Here is a 15073-nt window from a genome sequence, read left to right as displayed (position 1 = left end):
CGATGCGCCTGTCTCCCATCAATCAGCGCCGCTGGGCGCGCTTCAAGGCCAACAAGCGTGGCTGGTGGTCGCTCTGGCTGTTCCTCACGCTGTTCATCCTCAGCCTGGGCGCCGAGCTGATCGCCAACGACAAGCCCCTGGCGATCCACTACGACGGCCAGTGGTACTTCCCGGTGGTCAAGCGCTATCCGGAAACCGCCTTCGGCGGCGAGTTCCCCATGGAGGCCAATTACAAGAGCCCGTACATGCGCGAGCAGATCGCGCAGAAGGACGGCTGGATCCTCTGGCCGCCAATCGCCTACAGCTACGACACCATCAACTATGACCTGCGGGTACCGGCGCCTTCCGCGCCCACCGCGGAGAACTGGCTGGGCACCGACGACCAGGCGCGCGACGTGATGGCGCGGGTGATCTACGGCTTCCGTGTGTCGGTCCTGTTCGCCCTGATCCTCACGGTGCTCAGCTCCATCGTCGGCGTCGCCGTGGGCGCGCTACAAGGCTTCTACGGTGGCTGGATCGACCTGCTCGGCCAGCGCTTCCTGGAAATCTGGTCGGGCCTGCCGGTGCTCTACCTGCTGATCATCCTCGCCAGCTTCGTCCAGCCGAGCTTCTGGTGGCTGCTGGGAATCATGCTGCTGTTCTCCTGGATGAGCCTGGTGGACGTGGTGCGCGCCGAGTTCCTCCGTGGCCGCAACCTGGAATACGTGCGCGCGGCGCGCGCCCTGGGCATGCGCAACGGCGCAATCATGTTCCGCCACATCCTGCCCAACGCGATGATCTCCACCCTGACCTTCATGCCCTTCATCCTCACCGGCGCGATCGGCACCCTGACCTCCCTGGACTTCCTCGGCTTCGGCCTGCCCGCCGGCGCTCCGTCGCTGGGTGAACTGGTCGCCCAGGGCAAGTCCAACCTGCAGGCGCCCTGGCTGGGCATCACCGCCTTCGTGGTACTGGCCGTGATGCTGAGCCTGCTGGTGTTCATCGGCGAAGCCGCCCGCGACGCCTTCGACCCGAGGAAGTGACATGAGCCAGAACGAGAACCTCATCGAAGTCCGCGACCTGTCCGTCGATTTCCTCTGCGGCGACGAACAGGTGCGCGCGGTGGAACACATCAGCTTCGACATCCGCAAGGGCGAGACCCTGGCACTGGTGGGCGAAAGCGGCTCCGGCAAGTCGGTGACCGCGCACTCCATCCTGCGCCTGCTGCCCTACCCCACTGCCAGTCATCCTTCCGGCAGCATCCACTACGCCGGCAAGGACCTGCTCAAGCTGCCCGAGCGCAAGCTGCGGGGCATCCGCGGTAACCGCATCGCCATGGTGTTCCAGGAACCCATGACCTCGCTGAACCCGCTGCACAGCATCGAGAAGCAGATCGGTGAAGTACTGGCGCTGCACAAGGGCATGAACGGCGCCCAGGCACGCGCGCGCACGCTGGAGCTGCTGGAGCTGGTGGGCATCCCCAACCCGGCCAGCCGCCTCAAGGCCTACCCGCACGAGCTTTCCGGCGGCCAGCGGCAACGGGTGATGATTGCCATGGCCCTGGCCTGCGAACCGGAACTGCTGATCGCCGACGAACCGACCACGGCGCTGGACGTCACCGTGCAGCTGAAGATCCTCGACCTGCTGCGCGAACTGCAGCAGCGCCTGGGCATGGCCATGCTGCTGATCACCCACGACCTCAACCTGGTGCGGCGCATCGCCCATCGCGTCTGCGTGATGAAACGCGGCTGCATCGTCGAGCAGGCCGATTGCGAAGCCCTCTTCGAGGCCCCCCAGCACCCCTACACGCGCGAATTGCTCGGAGCCGAGCCCAGTGGTACCCCCGCACAGAACGAGCCAGGAGCGCCCTTGCTGGAGGTCAACGATCTGCGCGTGTGGTTCCCGATCAAGAAAGGCGTGTTCCGCAAGACCGTCGATCACGTCAAGGCCGTGGACGGCATCGGCTTCAGCCTGCCGCGCGGCCAGACCCTGGGCATCGTCGGCGAAAGCGGCTCCGGCAAGTCGACCCTTGGCCTGGCCATCCTGCGCCTGATCAACAGCCAGGGCGGCATCCGCTTCGAAGGCCAGGCCATCGAAGGCATGAACCAGGCGGAAGTCAGGCCCCTGCGCCGCGAGATGCAGGTAGTCTTCCAGGACCCGTTCGGCAGTCTCAGCCCGCGCATGTCGGTAGGCCAGATCGTCGGCGAGGGCCTGGATATCCATGGCATGGGCACAGCCGAGGAGCGCGAACAGGCGATCATCGAGGCGCTCAGGGAAGTCGGGCTCGACCCGGACACCCGTCACCGCTACCCCCACGAGTTCTCCGGGGGCCAACGACAGCGCATCGCCATCGCCCGCGCACTGGTGCTCAAGCCGGCATTGATCCTGCTGGACGAACCGACCTCGGCCCTGGACCGCACCGTGCAGCGCCAGGTAGTCGAGTTGCTGCGCGGCCTGCAGGCCAAGTACAACCTGACCTACCTGTTCATCAGCCACGACCTGGCGGTGGTGAAAGCCCTCAGCCACCAGTTGATGGTGATCCGCCACGGCAAGGTGGTCGAACAGGGCATGGCCGAGGACGTCTTCGCCGCGCCACAGCATGCGTACACCCAACAGCTGCTGGAAGCTGCCTTCATGGTGCCCACGCAAGCCTGAGCCAGCAGCAGAAAAGGAAGCAACGAGCATGGGATTTCTCAGCGGTAAGCGGGTACTGATCGTCGGCGTCGCCAGCAAGCTGTCCATCGCCTCCGGAATCGCCGCGGCGATGCATCGCGAAGGCGCCGAGCTGGCCTTCACCTACCAGAACGACAAGCTCAAGGGCCGCGTTGAAGAATTCGCCACCGGCTGGGGCTCGCGGGCCGAGCTGTGCTTCCCTTGCGACGTCGCCAGCGACACGGACATCGAGGCCGTATTCGCCGCGCTGGCGAAGCACTGGGACGGCCTGGACTGCATCGTCCACTCGGTGGGTTTCGCGCCGGGCGACCAGTTGGATGGCGACTTCACCGAAGTCACCACCCGCGAGGGCTTTCGCATCGCCCACGACATCAGCGCCTACAGCTTCGTCGCCCTGGCCAGGGCCGGCCGCGAGCTGATGCAGGGCCGCAACGGCAGCCTGCTGACCCTCTCCTACCTGGGCGCCGAGCGTACGCTGCCCAACTACAACGTCATGGGCATGGCCAAGGCCAGCCTTGAAGCCGGCGTGCGCTACCTGGCCGGCAGCCTCGGCCCGGAAGGCACTCGGGTCAATGCCATCTCCGCTGGCCCGATTCGAACCCTGGCCGCCTCTGGCATCAAGAGCTTTCGCAAGATGCTTGCCGCCAACGAACGCCAGACGCCGCTGCGGCGCAACGTGACCATCGAGGAAGTCGGCAATGCCGGCGCCTTCCTCTGCTCGGACCTGGCCAGCGGCATCAGCGGCGAGATCCTCTACGTCGATGGTGGCTTCAACACCACGGCGATGGGTCCGCTCAGCGACGACTGAGGCTTTGCTCCAGGCAAAGAAAAAGGCCGCGAATGCGGCCTTTTTCTTTTACCGGATAAAACGAGGGCCGCTTGCGCGGCCCCGGTCTCTTACTTCTTGGCTTCGTCGAATTTCTCGACTTTCGCCTGATCCTGCAAGTAACGGCGGAAAGCAGAGAAATCATCCTGGCCGCTACGCGAGGCGAGGAAGCGCTGGTACATCGCCTTCTCTTCCTCGGTCGGCTTGGCTTCCGGCTCGCTCACACCGCTGAGCTTGACCAGCACGAAGTCGCCATTCTGCAGCGCGACACCACCCAGGCTGGGCTTGTCGGCACCTTCCGGGCGGGCCATGCGGAACACGCTCTGCAGCACGACCGGATCGACACCTTCCTGACCACGGGCGGCAGCTTCCACGACCTTCCACTGCTGACCTTCCTGGGCCTGGTTCGGCGCGATCTTGCCATCACGCAGACCAGCCAGCAGGGCTTCGCCGCGAGTCTTGGCATCGGCGGCAGCGTGCTCGACCTGCAGACGCTTGAGGATGCTGGCACTCACCTGCTCCAGGGTTTCCTGTTGCGGCTTGTGGTGCTCCTTCACGCGCAGCACGACGACGGTGTCCGGATCCAGCTCGATGGCGCCGCTGTTGGCACCCTCCTCCAGCACTTCCGGGCTGAACGCGGACTGGATGACCTGACGATTGGCAGTCACGCCCTCACCGCCTTCCTTGCCGAACGGCTTGCTGGTCTGCACCTTCAGGCCCATGTCCTGAGCCGGCTGGGCCAGATCGGAGGCCTCGTAGGCGGAGCTTTCCAGCTGCTTGGTAGCGTCGACGAAGCGCTGCTCGACCAGTTGGGTCTTGGCTTCATGCTCCAGCTTGGCCTTCAGGCTGTCGAAGGTCGGAACCTCCGGCGCTTCGACGCCCAGCAACTTGATCAGGTGCCAGCCGTAGGAAGTCTTCACCGGAGCAGAGACTTCGCCCTTCTTCAGCGCATACAGCGACTCTTCGAAGGCCGGGTCATACACGCCACGACCGGCGAAGCCGAGGTCACCACCGTTGGCGGCGGAGCCGGTGTCGTTGGACAGCTCCTTGGCCAGCTTGGCAAAGTCCTCGCCCTTGTCCAGGCGCGCCTTGATCTCGTCAATCTTGGCCTTGGCCTGCTGGTCGTTCTGCTTGTCGTTGACCTCGATCAGAATGTGCGCGGCATCGCGCTGCTCGGCCAGGCCGGCGATTTCCTTCTGATAAAGGGCATCCAGGTCTTCCTTCTTCACCTCGACCTGATCGAAGAAGGCGGACTTCTTCAGCTCGACGTAGTCGATGGTGACCTGCTCAGGCGTCATGAATTCGGCGCTGTGGGCGTCGTAGTACGCCTTGATCTCGCTATCCTCGACCTTGCTCTTGGCCGGATCGGCCTTGAGGGTCAGGGTAGCGAAATCGCGCGTCTGCTTCTCCAGGCGAGCGAAGGCATTCAGCTCATCGTCGGTGACGAAGCCGGTACCGGCGATGCCGGCGCGCAGCTGACCGATCAGCATTTCCTCACCGAACATACGGCGGAACTGCATGCGGTCGTAGCCCATCTGGCGGATGACCTGATCGAAGCGGTCGGCGCTGAATTTGCCGTCCACCTGGAATTCAGGAGTCGACAGAATCATCTGATCCAGCGCCTGCTGGGAGAAGGCGAACTTGTCGTTCTGGGCGGCCTGCAGGACCAGCTTGCGCTCGATGAGCGACTTCAGCGCGGATTCCTTGAGCAGCTTGTCGTCGAGCATGGACGAATCGAAGTCCTTGCCCAGGCGCTGCATCAGCTGGCGACGCTGCATGTCTGCAGCCTGCTGCAGTTCCGGCAGACCAATGTCTTCACCGTTGACCTGAGCAGCGACGTTCTCGTGGTGGGTTGCGCGAATGATCTGATCGAACCCGGTCAAAGCCATGAGGACAACGATCACGCCCAGGATGGTCTTGGTGATCCAGCCTTGGGAATTGTCCCTGATGTTTTGCAGCATGCGGCCCCCGACGCGGCCACGGCCCACCGTCAATGGCGGCGCGGCGTGGAAAAAAAGCGGATATAAGAAAGGCGCATCCGAGGATGCGCCTTCTCGTAACTGGTGGAGCTTGCGGGCATTGAGCCCGTGACCCCTGATGATTCCAACCGACCTACGCCAGCCGGGTCATCGCTCCGTGACCGGTCCAACCGAGGTTGAACCGGTCCAGGTCAAGTCCAAAAAGACGCTTAGTTGACAGCGTCCTTGAGGGCTTTACCGGCCTTGAAGCCCGGGATCTTAGCAGCAGCGATCTTGATCGGCTTGCCGGTTTGCGGGTTGCGACCGGTGCGAGCAGCACGCTCTTTGACAGCGAAGGTGCCGAAGCCGACCAGTACGACGGAGTCACCAGCCTTCAGGGCGCCAGTTACGGACTCGATCACCGCGTCCAGAGCGCGACCGGCAACAGCTTTCGGGATATCAGCAGATGCGGCGATAGCATCGATCAGTTCCGACTTGTTCACTCTAAGTCCCCTTATTTCTGTTGAGTATGTTTCTATGTGTTAGGTGTAAGCAAAAGCAGGTGCTGGTTTGCCAACTGACAAAGCAAGTGCCGCTTTATAACAAGGGCTCAAAAACAGTGTCAAGAAAGCCCCCCAACTAATGCGTGCTGATTCGCTCCTTGGAATCAGACTCGCGCTTCTCATCCTTTGCAACCATCTCGGGAGCCGCATCGGGCAAGGGCTCCGGGGCGTATTGCAGCGCAATTTGCAGGACCTCGTCAATCCATTTAACCGGTTTAATAACGAGATCGGCCTTAATATTATCCGGAATTTCCCTAAGATCTCGTACGTTTTCCTCGGGAATGATCACAGTCTTGATTCCACCCCGGTGTGCAGCCAGAAGTTTTTCCTTCAGGCCACCAATGGCCAGCACCTGGCCCCGCAGGGTGATCTCGCCGGTCATGGCAACGTCGGCGCGAACGGGAATCTGGGTGATCGCCGAGACCAGCGCCGTGCACATGCCAATGCCCGCGCTAGGGCCGTCCTTGGGCGTCGCGCCTTCCGGCACATGGATGTGGATATCGTGCTTCTCGTGGAAGTCCGCAGCGATGCCCAGGCTCTTCGAACGGCTTCGAACCACAGTGAGCGCGGCGGTAATGGACTCTGCCATGACGTCGCCCAGCGAGCCGGTCTTGATCAGTGCGCCCTTGCCGGGAACCATGGCTGATTCGATAGTCAGCAATTCGCCGCCCACCTGGGTCCAGGCGAGGCCGGTAACCTGGCCGATCTGGTCCTGTTGCTCGGCCAGGCCGTAGCGGAACTTGCGCACACCCAGGTAGTTCTCCAGCGAATCCGGAGTCACCACAGCGTCGATGCGCTTGGACTTGCCGCCATCCTTGACCGCCTTGCGGCAGACCTTGGCAATCTGGCGCTCCAGGCTCCGCACACCGGCTTCGCGGGTGTAATAGCGGATGATGTCACGGGTAGCCGCTTCCTCGAAGACCAGCTCGCCCTTCTTGAGACCATTGGCCGCAGTCTGTTTCGGCACAAGATATTTCGAAGCGATGTTGATCTTCTCGTCCTCGGTGTAGCCCGGCAGACGGATGACTTCCATGCGGTCCAGCAGCGGTGCCGGAATGTTCATGGAGTTCGCCGTGCAGAGGAACATCACGTCGGAGAGGTCGTAGTCGACTTCGAGGTAGTGGTCGTTGAAGTTGTGATTCTGCTCCGGATCGAGCACCTCCAGCAGCGCCGAGGCGGGGTCGCCACGCATGTCGCTACCCATCTTGTCGATCTCGTCCAGCAGGAACAGCGGGTTGCGCACGCCGACCTTGGTCATCTTCTGGATCAGACGACCGGGCATGGAACCGATGTAAGTACGACGGTGACCACGAATCTCGGCCTCGTCACGCACGCCGCCCAGCGCCATGCGCACGAACTTGCGGTTGGTCGCGCGGGCGATGGACTCGGCCAGCGAGGTCTTGCCTACGCCGGGCGGGCCAACCAGGCAGAGCACCGGGCCCTTGAGCTTCTTCACGCGCTTCTGCACGGCGAGGTACTCGAGGATGCGCTCCTTGACCTCTTCCAGACCGTAGTGGTCCGCATCGAGGATGTCCTCGGCCTTGTCCAGGTCGTGGCGCACCTTGCTCTCGGCCTTCCACGGCACGTTGACCAGCCAGTCGATGTAGGAGCGCACCACGGTCGCCTCGGCGGACATCGGCGACATCTGCTTGAGCTTGTTCAGCTCGGCAGTGGCCTTGGCCAGGGCTTCCTTGGTCAGGCCAGCGGCGTCGATGCGCTTCTTCAGCTCCTCGACTTCGTTGTGGCCCTCGTCGATGTCACCCAGTTCTTTCTGGATGGCCTTCATCTGCTCGTTGAGGTAGTACTCGCGCTGGCTGCGCTCCATCTGCTTCTTCACCCGACCGCGGATGCGCTTCTCGACCTGCAGAAGGTCGATTTCGGCGTCCAGCATGGCCAGCACGTGCTCGACGCGGGCAGACAGTTCAGTGATCTCGAGGATTTCCTGCTTCTGCTCGATCTTCAGCGCCATGTGGGCAGCCATGGTGTCTACCAGGCGACCGGGCTCGTCGATGCTGTTGAGCGAGGACAGGACCTCGGCGGGCACTTTCTTGCCCAGTTGCACGTATTGTTCGAACTGGCTGAGCAGGCTGCGGGTGAAGACTTCCGACTCGCGCTCGCCGACGGAAACCTCGTCAATGATCGAAACTTCGGCGCGGCAGTAGGCCTCCTCATCGATGAAGCGCTCTACCTGGCCGCGCTGCTCGCCTTCGACCAACACCTTGACGGTGCCATCGGGCAGCTTCAGCAGCTGCAGGACGGTGGCCACGGTGCCCATGCGGTACAGGCCATCCGCACCGGGATCATCGTCGGCCGGATTCTTCTGCGCCAGCAACAGGATCTGCTTGTCGCTGGTCATGGCGGCCTCGAGGGCCTCGATGGATTTCTCACGTCCCACGAACAGCGGGATGACCATGTGCGGATACACCACTACGTCACGCAGGGGCAGCAGGGGCAACTCGACGAGTGTTTTCATGATATTCGGCTCTACAGCGGCACTTGGCCAAAACGATGGGATTGGACCCTTCGGCCTAAGATGGGGTTAGGGCTGGGAAAAAACAAGCGCGGTAGATGGGAAGAAAAAAGGGGCCCTAGGGCCCCTTCTGGTTTCAGGCGTCAGGTGCAGCCTTGGCCGGCTGCTCGCTGTTCTCGTAGATCAGCAGCGGCTGGGAGGTACCTTCGATGACACTTTCGTCGATGACCACCTTGCTCACGTCGTTCTGCGAGGGGATCTCGTACATGGTGTCGAGCAGGATGCCTTCGAGGATCGAACGCAGGCCACGGGCACCGGTCTTGCGCTCCAGCGCGCGACGGGCAACAGCCTTGAGCGCGTCCGGGCGGAACTCGAGGTCCACGCCTTCCATTTCGAAGAGCTTGGCATACTGCTTGGTCAGCGCGTTCTTCGGCTCGGTCAGAATCTGCATCAGCGCAGGTTCGTCCAGCTCGTCGAGAGTCGCGATGATCGGCAGGCGACCGACGAATTCGGGGATCAGACCGAATTTCACCAGATCTTCCGGCTCGACCTCTCGCAGCGCCTCACCGACCTTCTTGCCCGCTTCCTGGCTGCGAACTTCGGCATTGAAGCCGATGCCGCCCTTGGTGGAACGGTTCTGGATGACCTTTTCCAGGCCAGCGAACGCGCCACCGCAGATGAACAGGATGTTGCGGGTGTCGACCTGCAGGAATTCCTGTTGCGGGTGCTTGCGGCCGCCCTGGGGCGGTACGGAAGCCACGGTGCCTTCGATCAGCTTCAGCAGGGCCTGCTGAACGCCTTCGCCGGACACGTCGCGGGTGATCGACGGGTTGTCGGATTTGCGCGAGATCTTGTCGATTTCGTCGATGTAGACGATGCCCATCTGGGCTTTCTCGACATCGTAATCGCACTTCTGCAGCAGCTTCTGGATGATGTTCTCGACGTCCTCGCCCACGTAGCCAGCCTCGGTGAGGGTGGTGGCATCGGCGATGGTGAAGGGAACATTGAGCAGACGCGCCAGGGTCTCGGCGAGCAGGGTCTTGCCCGAGCCGGTGGGCCCGATCAGCAGGATGTTGCTCTTGCCCAGCTCGACGTCATCCTTGCGCTCGCGCTGATTCAGGCGCTTGTAGTGGTTGTACACCGCTACTGCCAGGGTTTTCTTGGCACGTTCCTGGCCGATCACGTACTGATCGAGGATGGTGCGGATCTCTTTCGGCGCCGGAAGCTTGTGCGCACTGCTCTCTGCCTGTGCTTCCTGCACCTCCTCACGGATGATGTCATTGCACAGGTCGACGCACTCGTCGCAGATAAAGACCGAGGGGCCGGCAATCAACTTGCGCACTTCGTGCTGGCTCTTGCCGCAGAAGGAGCAATACAGCAGCTTGCCGTTGTCCTCGCCGTTGCGGGTGTCAGTCATTCGATCGTTCCAATCGGGGATATACGTGAAGGACAAGATGAAGGCATTCGCAGGCATTTTCAAGCCCGCGAGCGGCCGGATTACCGGCCGCGGTACAGCGGAGAGACTCAGGCGGCAGAAGGACGCTGAGTGAAGACCTGATCGATCAGACCGTACTTGACAGCATCGTCACCACTCATGAAGCGGTCACGGTCGGTATCGCGAGCGATGACGTCCAGCGGCTGGCCGGTGTGATGCGCCAGCACCTGGTTCAGGCGCTCCTTGATGAAAAGGATTTCCTTGGCATGGATCTCGATGTCCGAGGCCTGGCCCTGGAAGCCGCCCAGCGGCTGGTGGATCATCATCCGCGAATGCGGCAGGCAGTAGCGCTTGCCAGCGGCGCCGCCAGCCAGCAACAGGGCGCCCATGCTGCACGCCTGACCCACGCAGATGGTGGACACGTCAGGCTTGATGAACTGCATGGTGTCGTAGATCGACATGCCAGCAGTCACGGAGCCGCCCGGGGAGTTGATGTAGAGGTGGATGTCCTTGTCCGGGTTCTCGGCCTCGAGGAACAGCAACTGGGCCACCACGAGGTTGGCCATGTAGTCCTCGACCTGGCCGACCAGGAAGATGATCCGCTCCTTCAGCAGGCGCGAATAGATGTCGTAGGAACGCTCACCGCGGGCGGACTGCTCCACCACCATCGGCACCAGACCACCAGCGGCCTGAATGTTCGGAACTTGCGGCATATAAGGATTATGCATGTCCGACGATCACTCCCTAATAAAAAGTCATGTCTCTATAGACGCACAAGCCAGCCCGAAGGCTGGCTTGTGACAATCGAACGAAGCGCTGGATCAGGCCGCTTGCGGAGCTTCTGCAGGCTTGACCGCGTCTTCGTAGGATACCTGCTTGTCGGTCACATTGGCCTTCTGCAGGACAGTATCTACAACTTGTTCTTCCAGTACAACCGAACGCACTTCGTTCAGTTGCTGGTCGTTCTTGTAGTACCAGGCAACAACTTGTTCCGGCTCCTGGTAAGCCGAAGCCATTTCTTCGATCATTTCGCGAACGCGGGCTTCGTCAGCCTTCAGTTCGTGCTGCTTGACCAGCTCGGCGACGATCAGACCCAGCACAACGCGACGCTTGGCCTGCTCCTCGAACAGCTCGGCTGGCAGTTGGTCGGGCTTGATGTTGCCACCGAACTGCTGGACAGCCTGCACGCGTAGACGATTGACTTCGTTGCCGATCAGGGCTTTCGGAACTTCGATCGGATTGGTCTCGACCAGACCTTCCATCACCTGGTTCTTCACCTTGGACTTGATGGCCTGACGCAGCTCACGCTCCATGTTCTTGCGAACTTCGGTGCGGAAGCCTTCCAGAGTGCTTTCCTTCACGCCGAACAGAGCGAAGAACTCTTCGTTCAGTTCCGGCAGCTTCGGCTCGGCGACGCTGTTGACGGTAGCGGTGAACTCGGCAGCTTTGCCGGCCAGGTCCAGGTTCTGGTAGTCCTCGGGGAAGGTCACGTTCAGAACGCGCTCTTCACCGGCCTTGGCGCCGACCAGGCCTTCTTCGAAGCCCGGGATCATGCGGCCGGAGCCCAGTACCAGCAGGGTGCCCTTCGCAGAGCCGCCAGCGAAGGCTTCGCCGTCGATCTTGCCGACGAAGTCGATGTTCACCTGGTCGTCGTTCTGAGCGGCGCGGTCAACGGCTTCGAAGCGGGTGTTCTGCTTGCGCAGGATTTCCAGCATGTTGTCGAGATCGGCATCGGCCACGTCGGCCTGCAGGCGCTCGACCTTGATGCCGTCGAAACCAGCAACCTGGAACTCAGGGAAGACTTCGAAGGTAGCGATGTACTCGAGGCCCTTCTCCTTCTCGAACACTTTCGGCTCGACGGACGGAGCGCCAGCCGGGTTCAGCTTCTGCTCGACCACGGCTTCGTAGAAGGTTTCCTGGATCAGGTCACCGAGGGCTTCCTGACGAGCGGCGGCTTCGTAGCGCTGACGGATCACGCTCATCGGCACCTTGCCGGGACGGAAGCCAGGAACCTTGGCGCGACGAGCGGTCTGCTGCAGACGCTTGTTGACTTCGGTCTCGATACGCTCGGCCGGCACGCCAACAGTCATGCGGCGCTCAAGAGCGGAGGTGCTTTCAACGGAAACTTGCATGGATATTCCTCGTGGCACAGACGTAAGCCGGTCCTTCCGGCCCCCAGAATCAAGGGCAAGCATTCTAGTAGCTAGAAATGCAGAAGTCACCCTGACTGGAAGCTGCGGAAATTCACGGATGCGAGAGCTTATGGAAAGAAGATGGTGCGGACGGAGAGACTCGAACTCTCACAGCTTGCGCCACTGGAACCTAAATCCAGCGTGTCTACCAATTTCACCACGTCCGCAGGGTACCGCAGAAACGAAAACGCCAGGCTCTGGGCCTGGCGCTTCGGAATATGGGGTGGACGATGGGAATCGAACCCACGACACCAGGAGCCACAATCCTGTGCTCTACCAACTGAGCTACGCCCACCATATTACACTTGCTTGTTCCGAACGCCACATGGCGCACCCGGCAGGACTCGAACCTGCGACCATCCGCTTAGAAGGCGGATGCTCTATCCAGCTGAGCTACGGGCGCTTTAAGTGGCGGCAACCCTTGCTAAGCAGACTCAGTGAAACCACTGAATCGGTTGGCACCGCCTCTTTCGTGTTTCAGGCTGTGCTCGGCAAGCGGGGCGCATGTTATCGATGAGGCCATACCCCGTCAACAACTTTTTTAAAAAAAAATTCAAAGAGATAAAGGAGTTACGGCAAATCGGGGGCGCCCGCCTTTGCCTTATGAAGGCAGCGTGCGAAAATGCGCGCCTTCTTTTCACCCGCCTTAATGGTTATCCCCCCGACATGACTGCAAAACTGATCGACGGCAAAGCGATCGCCGCCAGCCTCCGCCAGCAGATTGCCCAACGCGTCAACGAACGCCGCCAGCAAGGACTGCGCATCCCCGGCCTGGCTGTGATCCTGGTCGGCAGCGACCCCGCCTCTCAGGTCTATGTCGCGCACAAGCGCAAGGACTGTGAAGAGGTCGGCTTTATCTCCCAGGCCTACGACCTCCCCGCCAGCACCACCCAGGAAGAGCTGCTGGCACTGATCGACCGCCTGAATGCCGACCCGGCCATCGACGGCATTCTGGTCCAGTTGCCCCTCCCCGCCCATCTCGATGCCTCCCAGCTGCTGGAGCGCATCAACCCGGACAAGGACGTGGACGGCTTCCATCCCTTCAACGTTGGTCGACTGGCCCAGCGCATCCCGCTGCTGCGCCCGTGCACGCCGAAGGGCATCATGGCCCTGCTGCAAAGCACCGGTGTCGACCTGTACGGCCTGGACGCCGTCGTCGTAGGCGCTTCCAACATCGTCGGCCGCCCCATGGCGCTGGAACTGCTGCTGGCTGGCTGCACCGTGACCGTCACTCACCGCTTCACCCGCGACCTTGCCGATCACGTCGGCCGCGCCGATCTGGTGGTAGTTGCCGCCGGCAAACCCGGCCTGGTGAAGGGTGAGTGGATCAAGGAAGGCGCCATCGTCATCGACGTGGGCATCAACCGCCAGGAAGACGGCAAGCTGGTGGGCGACGTGGAATATGACGTGGCTGCCGAGCGCGCCAGCTGGATCACCCCGGTTCCAGGCGGCGTCGGCCCCATGACCCGCGCCTGCCTGCTGGAAAACACCCTGTACGCTGCCGAACACCTGCATCCCTGACAGGTTCGACACGCACAAGAAAAAGGCCGCTGATTCAGCGGCCTTTTTCATTTCCGGGCGGTGATTACTCGGCGAGACGCCAGGTGGTACCACCCTTGCTGTCTTCCAGCACCACGCCCAGAGCGGTCAGCTCGTCGCGAATGCGGTCGGATTCGGCCCAGTTCTTCGCCGCGCGGGCATCCAGGCGCGCCTGGATCAGCGCGTCCACCTGCGCCGCATCGACCTTGCCGGCCGCGCCGGCCTGGAGGAACTCGTCGGCATCCATCTGCAGCACGCCGAGCAAAGCCCCCAGCTCACGCACACGAGCCGCCAGCGTGGCAGCCGCCGCCGGATCACTGTCGCGCAGGCGGTTGACCTCGCGGACCATCTCGAACAGCACGGCAACCGCTTCCGGCGTACCGAAATCGTCGTCCATCGCTGCGCCGAAACGCTCGACGAACTCCTCGCCACCCTGAGCAGCCACCTGCGGAAGGCCACGCAACGCGGTGTAGAAACGCTCCAGCGCGCCCTTGGCTTCCTTCAGGTTGTCCTCGGAATAGTTGATCGGGCTGCGGTAGTGGCTGGAGACCAGCAGGAAGCGCACGACTTCCGGGTGGTACTTCTCCAGCACTTCGCGAATGGTGAAGAAGTTGCCCAGGGACTTGGACATCTTCTCGCCGTCCACGCGCACTGCACCCGCGTGCATCCAGCTGGCCGCGTAGAGCTTGCCGGTGGCAGCCTCGCTCTGGGCGATCTCGTTCTCGTGGTGCGGGAACACCAGGTCCGGGCCGCCGCCGTGGATATCGAAGGTCTCACCCAGGCAGCAGGTGGACATCACCGAGCACTCGATATGCCAGCCCGGACGACCGGCGCCCCAGGGCGATTCCCAGCTCGGCTCGCCCGGCTTGGCGCCTTTCCAGAGCACGAAGTCCAGCGGGTCTTCCTTGGATTCGTCGACCTCGATGCGCGCACCGATGCGCAGGTCTTCGATCTTCTTGCGCGACAGCTTGCCGTAGCCGGCGAACTTGCCGACCCGGTAGTAGACGTCACCGTTGCCCGGCGCATAGGCGTAGCCCTTGTCGATCAGGGTCTGGATCATCTCGTGCATGCCGGCGATGTGGCCGGTGGCGCGCGGCTCGATGTCCGGACGCAGCACCGACAGGCGCGCCTCGTCCTCGTGCATCGCGGCGATCATGCGGGCGGTCAGGTCCTCGAACGATTCGCCGTTCTCCTGGGCGCGACGGATGATCTTGTCGTCGATGTCGGTGATGTTGCGCACGTAGGTCAGGTCATAGCCGCGATGACGCAGCCAGCGGGCGATGACGTCGAACGCGACCATCACGCGGGCATGGCCGATGTGGCAGAAGTCGTAGACGGTCATGCCGCACACGTACATGCGTACCTGATTGCCGACCAGCGGCTTGAAAGCGTCCTTGGTCTTGGACAGCGTGCTGTAGATCTGCAAATCAGCCATCCC

The 15073-nt window shown here is 62.1% G+C and carries 11 protein-coding genes and 3 tRNA genes; 4 read left to right on the top strand and 10 right to left on the bottom strand.

The genetic code is table 11. From position 1 onward, the window contains the following. The first annotated feature begins 2 nt into the window (after window positions 1-2). The 3 genes from L6D89_RS11415 to fabI are packed head-to-tail and all read left to right on the top strand — an operon-like array spanning window position 3 to window position 3460. On the top strand, window positions 3-1022 hold the full coding sequence (locus tag L6D89_RS11415; protein ID WP_236199751.1) for an ABC transporter permease: 1020 nt from the start codon (window positions 3-5) through the stop codon (window positions 1020-1022). Between the two features lies 1 nt (window position 1023). Beyond that, window positions 1024-2634 (top strand): ABC transporter ATP-binding protein, encoded by a 1611-nt coding sequence (locus L6D89_RS11410; RefSeq protein ID WP_236199750.1) that lies wholly within the window; start codon window positions 1024-1026, stop codon window positions 2632-2634. Between the two features lie 28 nt (window positions 2635-2662). Next, window positions 2663-3460: an enoyl-ACP reductase FabI gene (gene fabI / locus L6D89_RS11405; protein WP_236175165.1), complete on the top strand. Its 798-nt coding sequence runs from the start codon at window positions 2663-2665 to the stop codon at window positions 3458-3460. A gap of 89 nt (window positions 3461-3549) precedes the next feature. On the opposite strand, the gene L6D89_RS11400 is transcribed toward fabI, so the two are convergent. From L6D89_RS11400 to L6D89_RS11360, 9 genes are all read right to left on the bottom strand, one after another. Then, window positions 3550-5439 (bottom strand): SurA N-terminal domain-containing protein, encoded by a 1890-nt coding sequence (locus L6D89_RS11400; protein WP_236175166.1) that lies wholly within the window; start codon window positions 5437-5439, stop codon window positions 3550-3552. A 227-nt stretch (window positions 5440-5666) separates the two neighbouring features. Further along, window positions 5667-5939 carry a nucleoid-associated protein HU-beta gene (hupB, locus tag L6D89_RS11395; protein WP_003087931.1) on the bottom strand — a complete coding sequence of 91 codons (273 nt, stop codon included), beginning with the start codon at window positions 5937-5939 and terminating at the stop codon, window positions 5667-5669. Window positions 5940-6075: 136 nt separating this feature from the next. Continuing rightward, a complete protein-coding gene (lon, locus tag L6D89_RS11390) occupies window positions 6076-8472 on the bottom strand; it encodes an endopeptidase La (RefSeq protein WP_236199749.1) in 2397 nt (798 codons plus the stop codon). 133 nt (window positions 8473-8605) lie between these two features. Continuing rightward, window positions 8606-9886, bottom strand: coding sequence for an ATP-dependent Clp protease ATP-binding subunit ClpX (gene clpX / locus L6D89_RS11385; RefSeq protein WP_236175168.1), 1281 nt, complete (start codon window positions 9884-9886; stop codon window positions 8606-8608). A 107-nt stretch (window positions 9887-9993) separates the two neighbouring features. Then, window positions 9994-10632, bottom strand: a complete 639-nt coding sequence (gene clpP, locus L6D89_RS11380; protein ID WP_024763281.1) for an ATP-dependent Clp endopeptidase proteolytic subunit ClpP — start codon at window positions 10630-10632, stop codon at window positions 9994-9996. A 93-nt stretch (window positions 10633-10725) separates the two neighbouring features. Further along, window positions 10726-12036, bottom strand: a complete 1311-nt coding sequence (tig, locus tag L6D89_RS11375) for a trigger factor (RefSeq protein ID WP_037010414.1) — start codon at window positions 12034-12036, stop codon at window positions 10726-10728. Between the two features lie 142 nt (window positions 12037-12178). Beyond that, window positions 12179-12263 (bottom strand) — tRNA-Leu (locus tag L6D89_RS11370). 52 nt (window positions 12264-12315) lie between these two features. Further along, a tRNA-His gene (locus tag L6D89_RS11365) sits at window positions 12316-12391 on the bottom strand. A 31-nt stretch (window positions 12392-12422) separates the two neighbouring features. Further along, window positions 12423-12499, bottom strand: a tRNA-Arg gene (locus L6D89_RS11360). Window positions 12500-12762: 263 nt separating this feature from the next. On the opposite strand from L6D89_RS11360, the gene folD reads away from it, so the two are divergent. Further along, window positions 12763-13617: a bifunctional methylenetetrahydrofolate dehydrogenase/methenyltetrahydrofolate cyclohydrolase FolD gene (gene folD / locus L6D89_RS11355; protein ID WP_236175169.1), complete on the top strand. Its 855-nt coding sequence runs from the start codon at window positions 12763-12765 to the stop codon at window positions 13615-13617. A gap of 64 nt (window positions 13618-13681) precedes the next feature. On the opposite strand, the gene cysS is transcribed toward folD, so the two are convergent. Then, on the bottom strand, window positions 13682-15070 hold the full coding sequence (gene cysS, locus L6D89_RS11350; RefSeq protein WP_236199748.1) for a cysteine--tRNA ligase: 1389 nt from the start codon (window positions 15068-15070) through the stop codon (window positions 13682-13684). Window positions 15071-15073 lie beyond the last annotated feature (3 nt).

The organism is Pseudomonas pseudonitroreducens, assembly GCF_021603645.1.
Taxonomy (GTDB): domain Bacteria; phylum Pseudomonadota; class Gammaproteobacteria; order Pseudomonadales; family Pseudomonadaceae; genus Pseudomonas; species Pseudomonas pseudonitroreducens.
The sequence above is the reverse complement of the archived record's forward strand: the minus strand, read 5'-3'. Positions and strand labels throughout refer to the sequence as shown.

Excerpts from the sequence above, each read along its gene's own strand:
- L6D89_RS11415 (WP_236199751.1), top strand. The coding sequence starts at position 3 with ATGCGCCTGTCTCCCATCAATCAGCGCCGCTGGGCGCGCTTCAAGGCC.
- L6D89_RS11410 (WP_236199750.1), top strand. The coding sequence starts at position 1,024 with ATGAGCCAGAACGAGAACCTCATCGAAGTCCGCGACCTGTCCGTCGAT.
- fabI (WP_236175165.1), top strand. The coding sequence starts at position 2,663 with ATGGGATTTCTCAGCGGTAAGCGGGTACTGATCGTCGGCGTCGCCAGC.
- L6D89_RS11400 (WP_236175166.1), bottom strand. The coding sequence starts at position 5,439 with ATGCTGCAAAACATCAGGGACAATTCCCAAGGCTGGATCACCAAGACC.
- lon (WP_236199749.1), bottom strand. The coding sequence starts at position 8,472 with ATGAAAACACTCGTCGAGTTGCCCCTGCTGCCCCTGCGTGACGTAGTG.
- clpX (WP_236175168.1), bottom strand. The coding sequence starts at position 9,886 with ATGACTGACACCCGCAACGGCGAGGACAACGGCAAGCTGCTGTATTGC.
- clpP (WP_024763281.1), bottom strand. The coding sequence starts at position 10,632 with ATGCATAATCCTTATATGCCGCAAGTTCCGAACATTCAGGCCGCTGGT.
- tig (WP_037010414.1), bottom strand. The coding sequence starts at position 12,036 with ATGCAAGTTTCCGTTGAAAGCACCTCCGCTCTTGAGCGCCGCATGACT.
- folD (WP_236175169.1), top strand. The coding sequence starts at position 12,763 with ATGACTGCAAAACTGATCGACGGCAAAGCGATCGCCGCCAGCCTCCGC.
- cysS (WP_236199748.1), bottom strand. The coding sequence starts at position 15,070 with ATGGCTGATTTGCAGATCTACAGCACGCTGTCCAAGACCAAGGACGCT.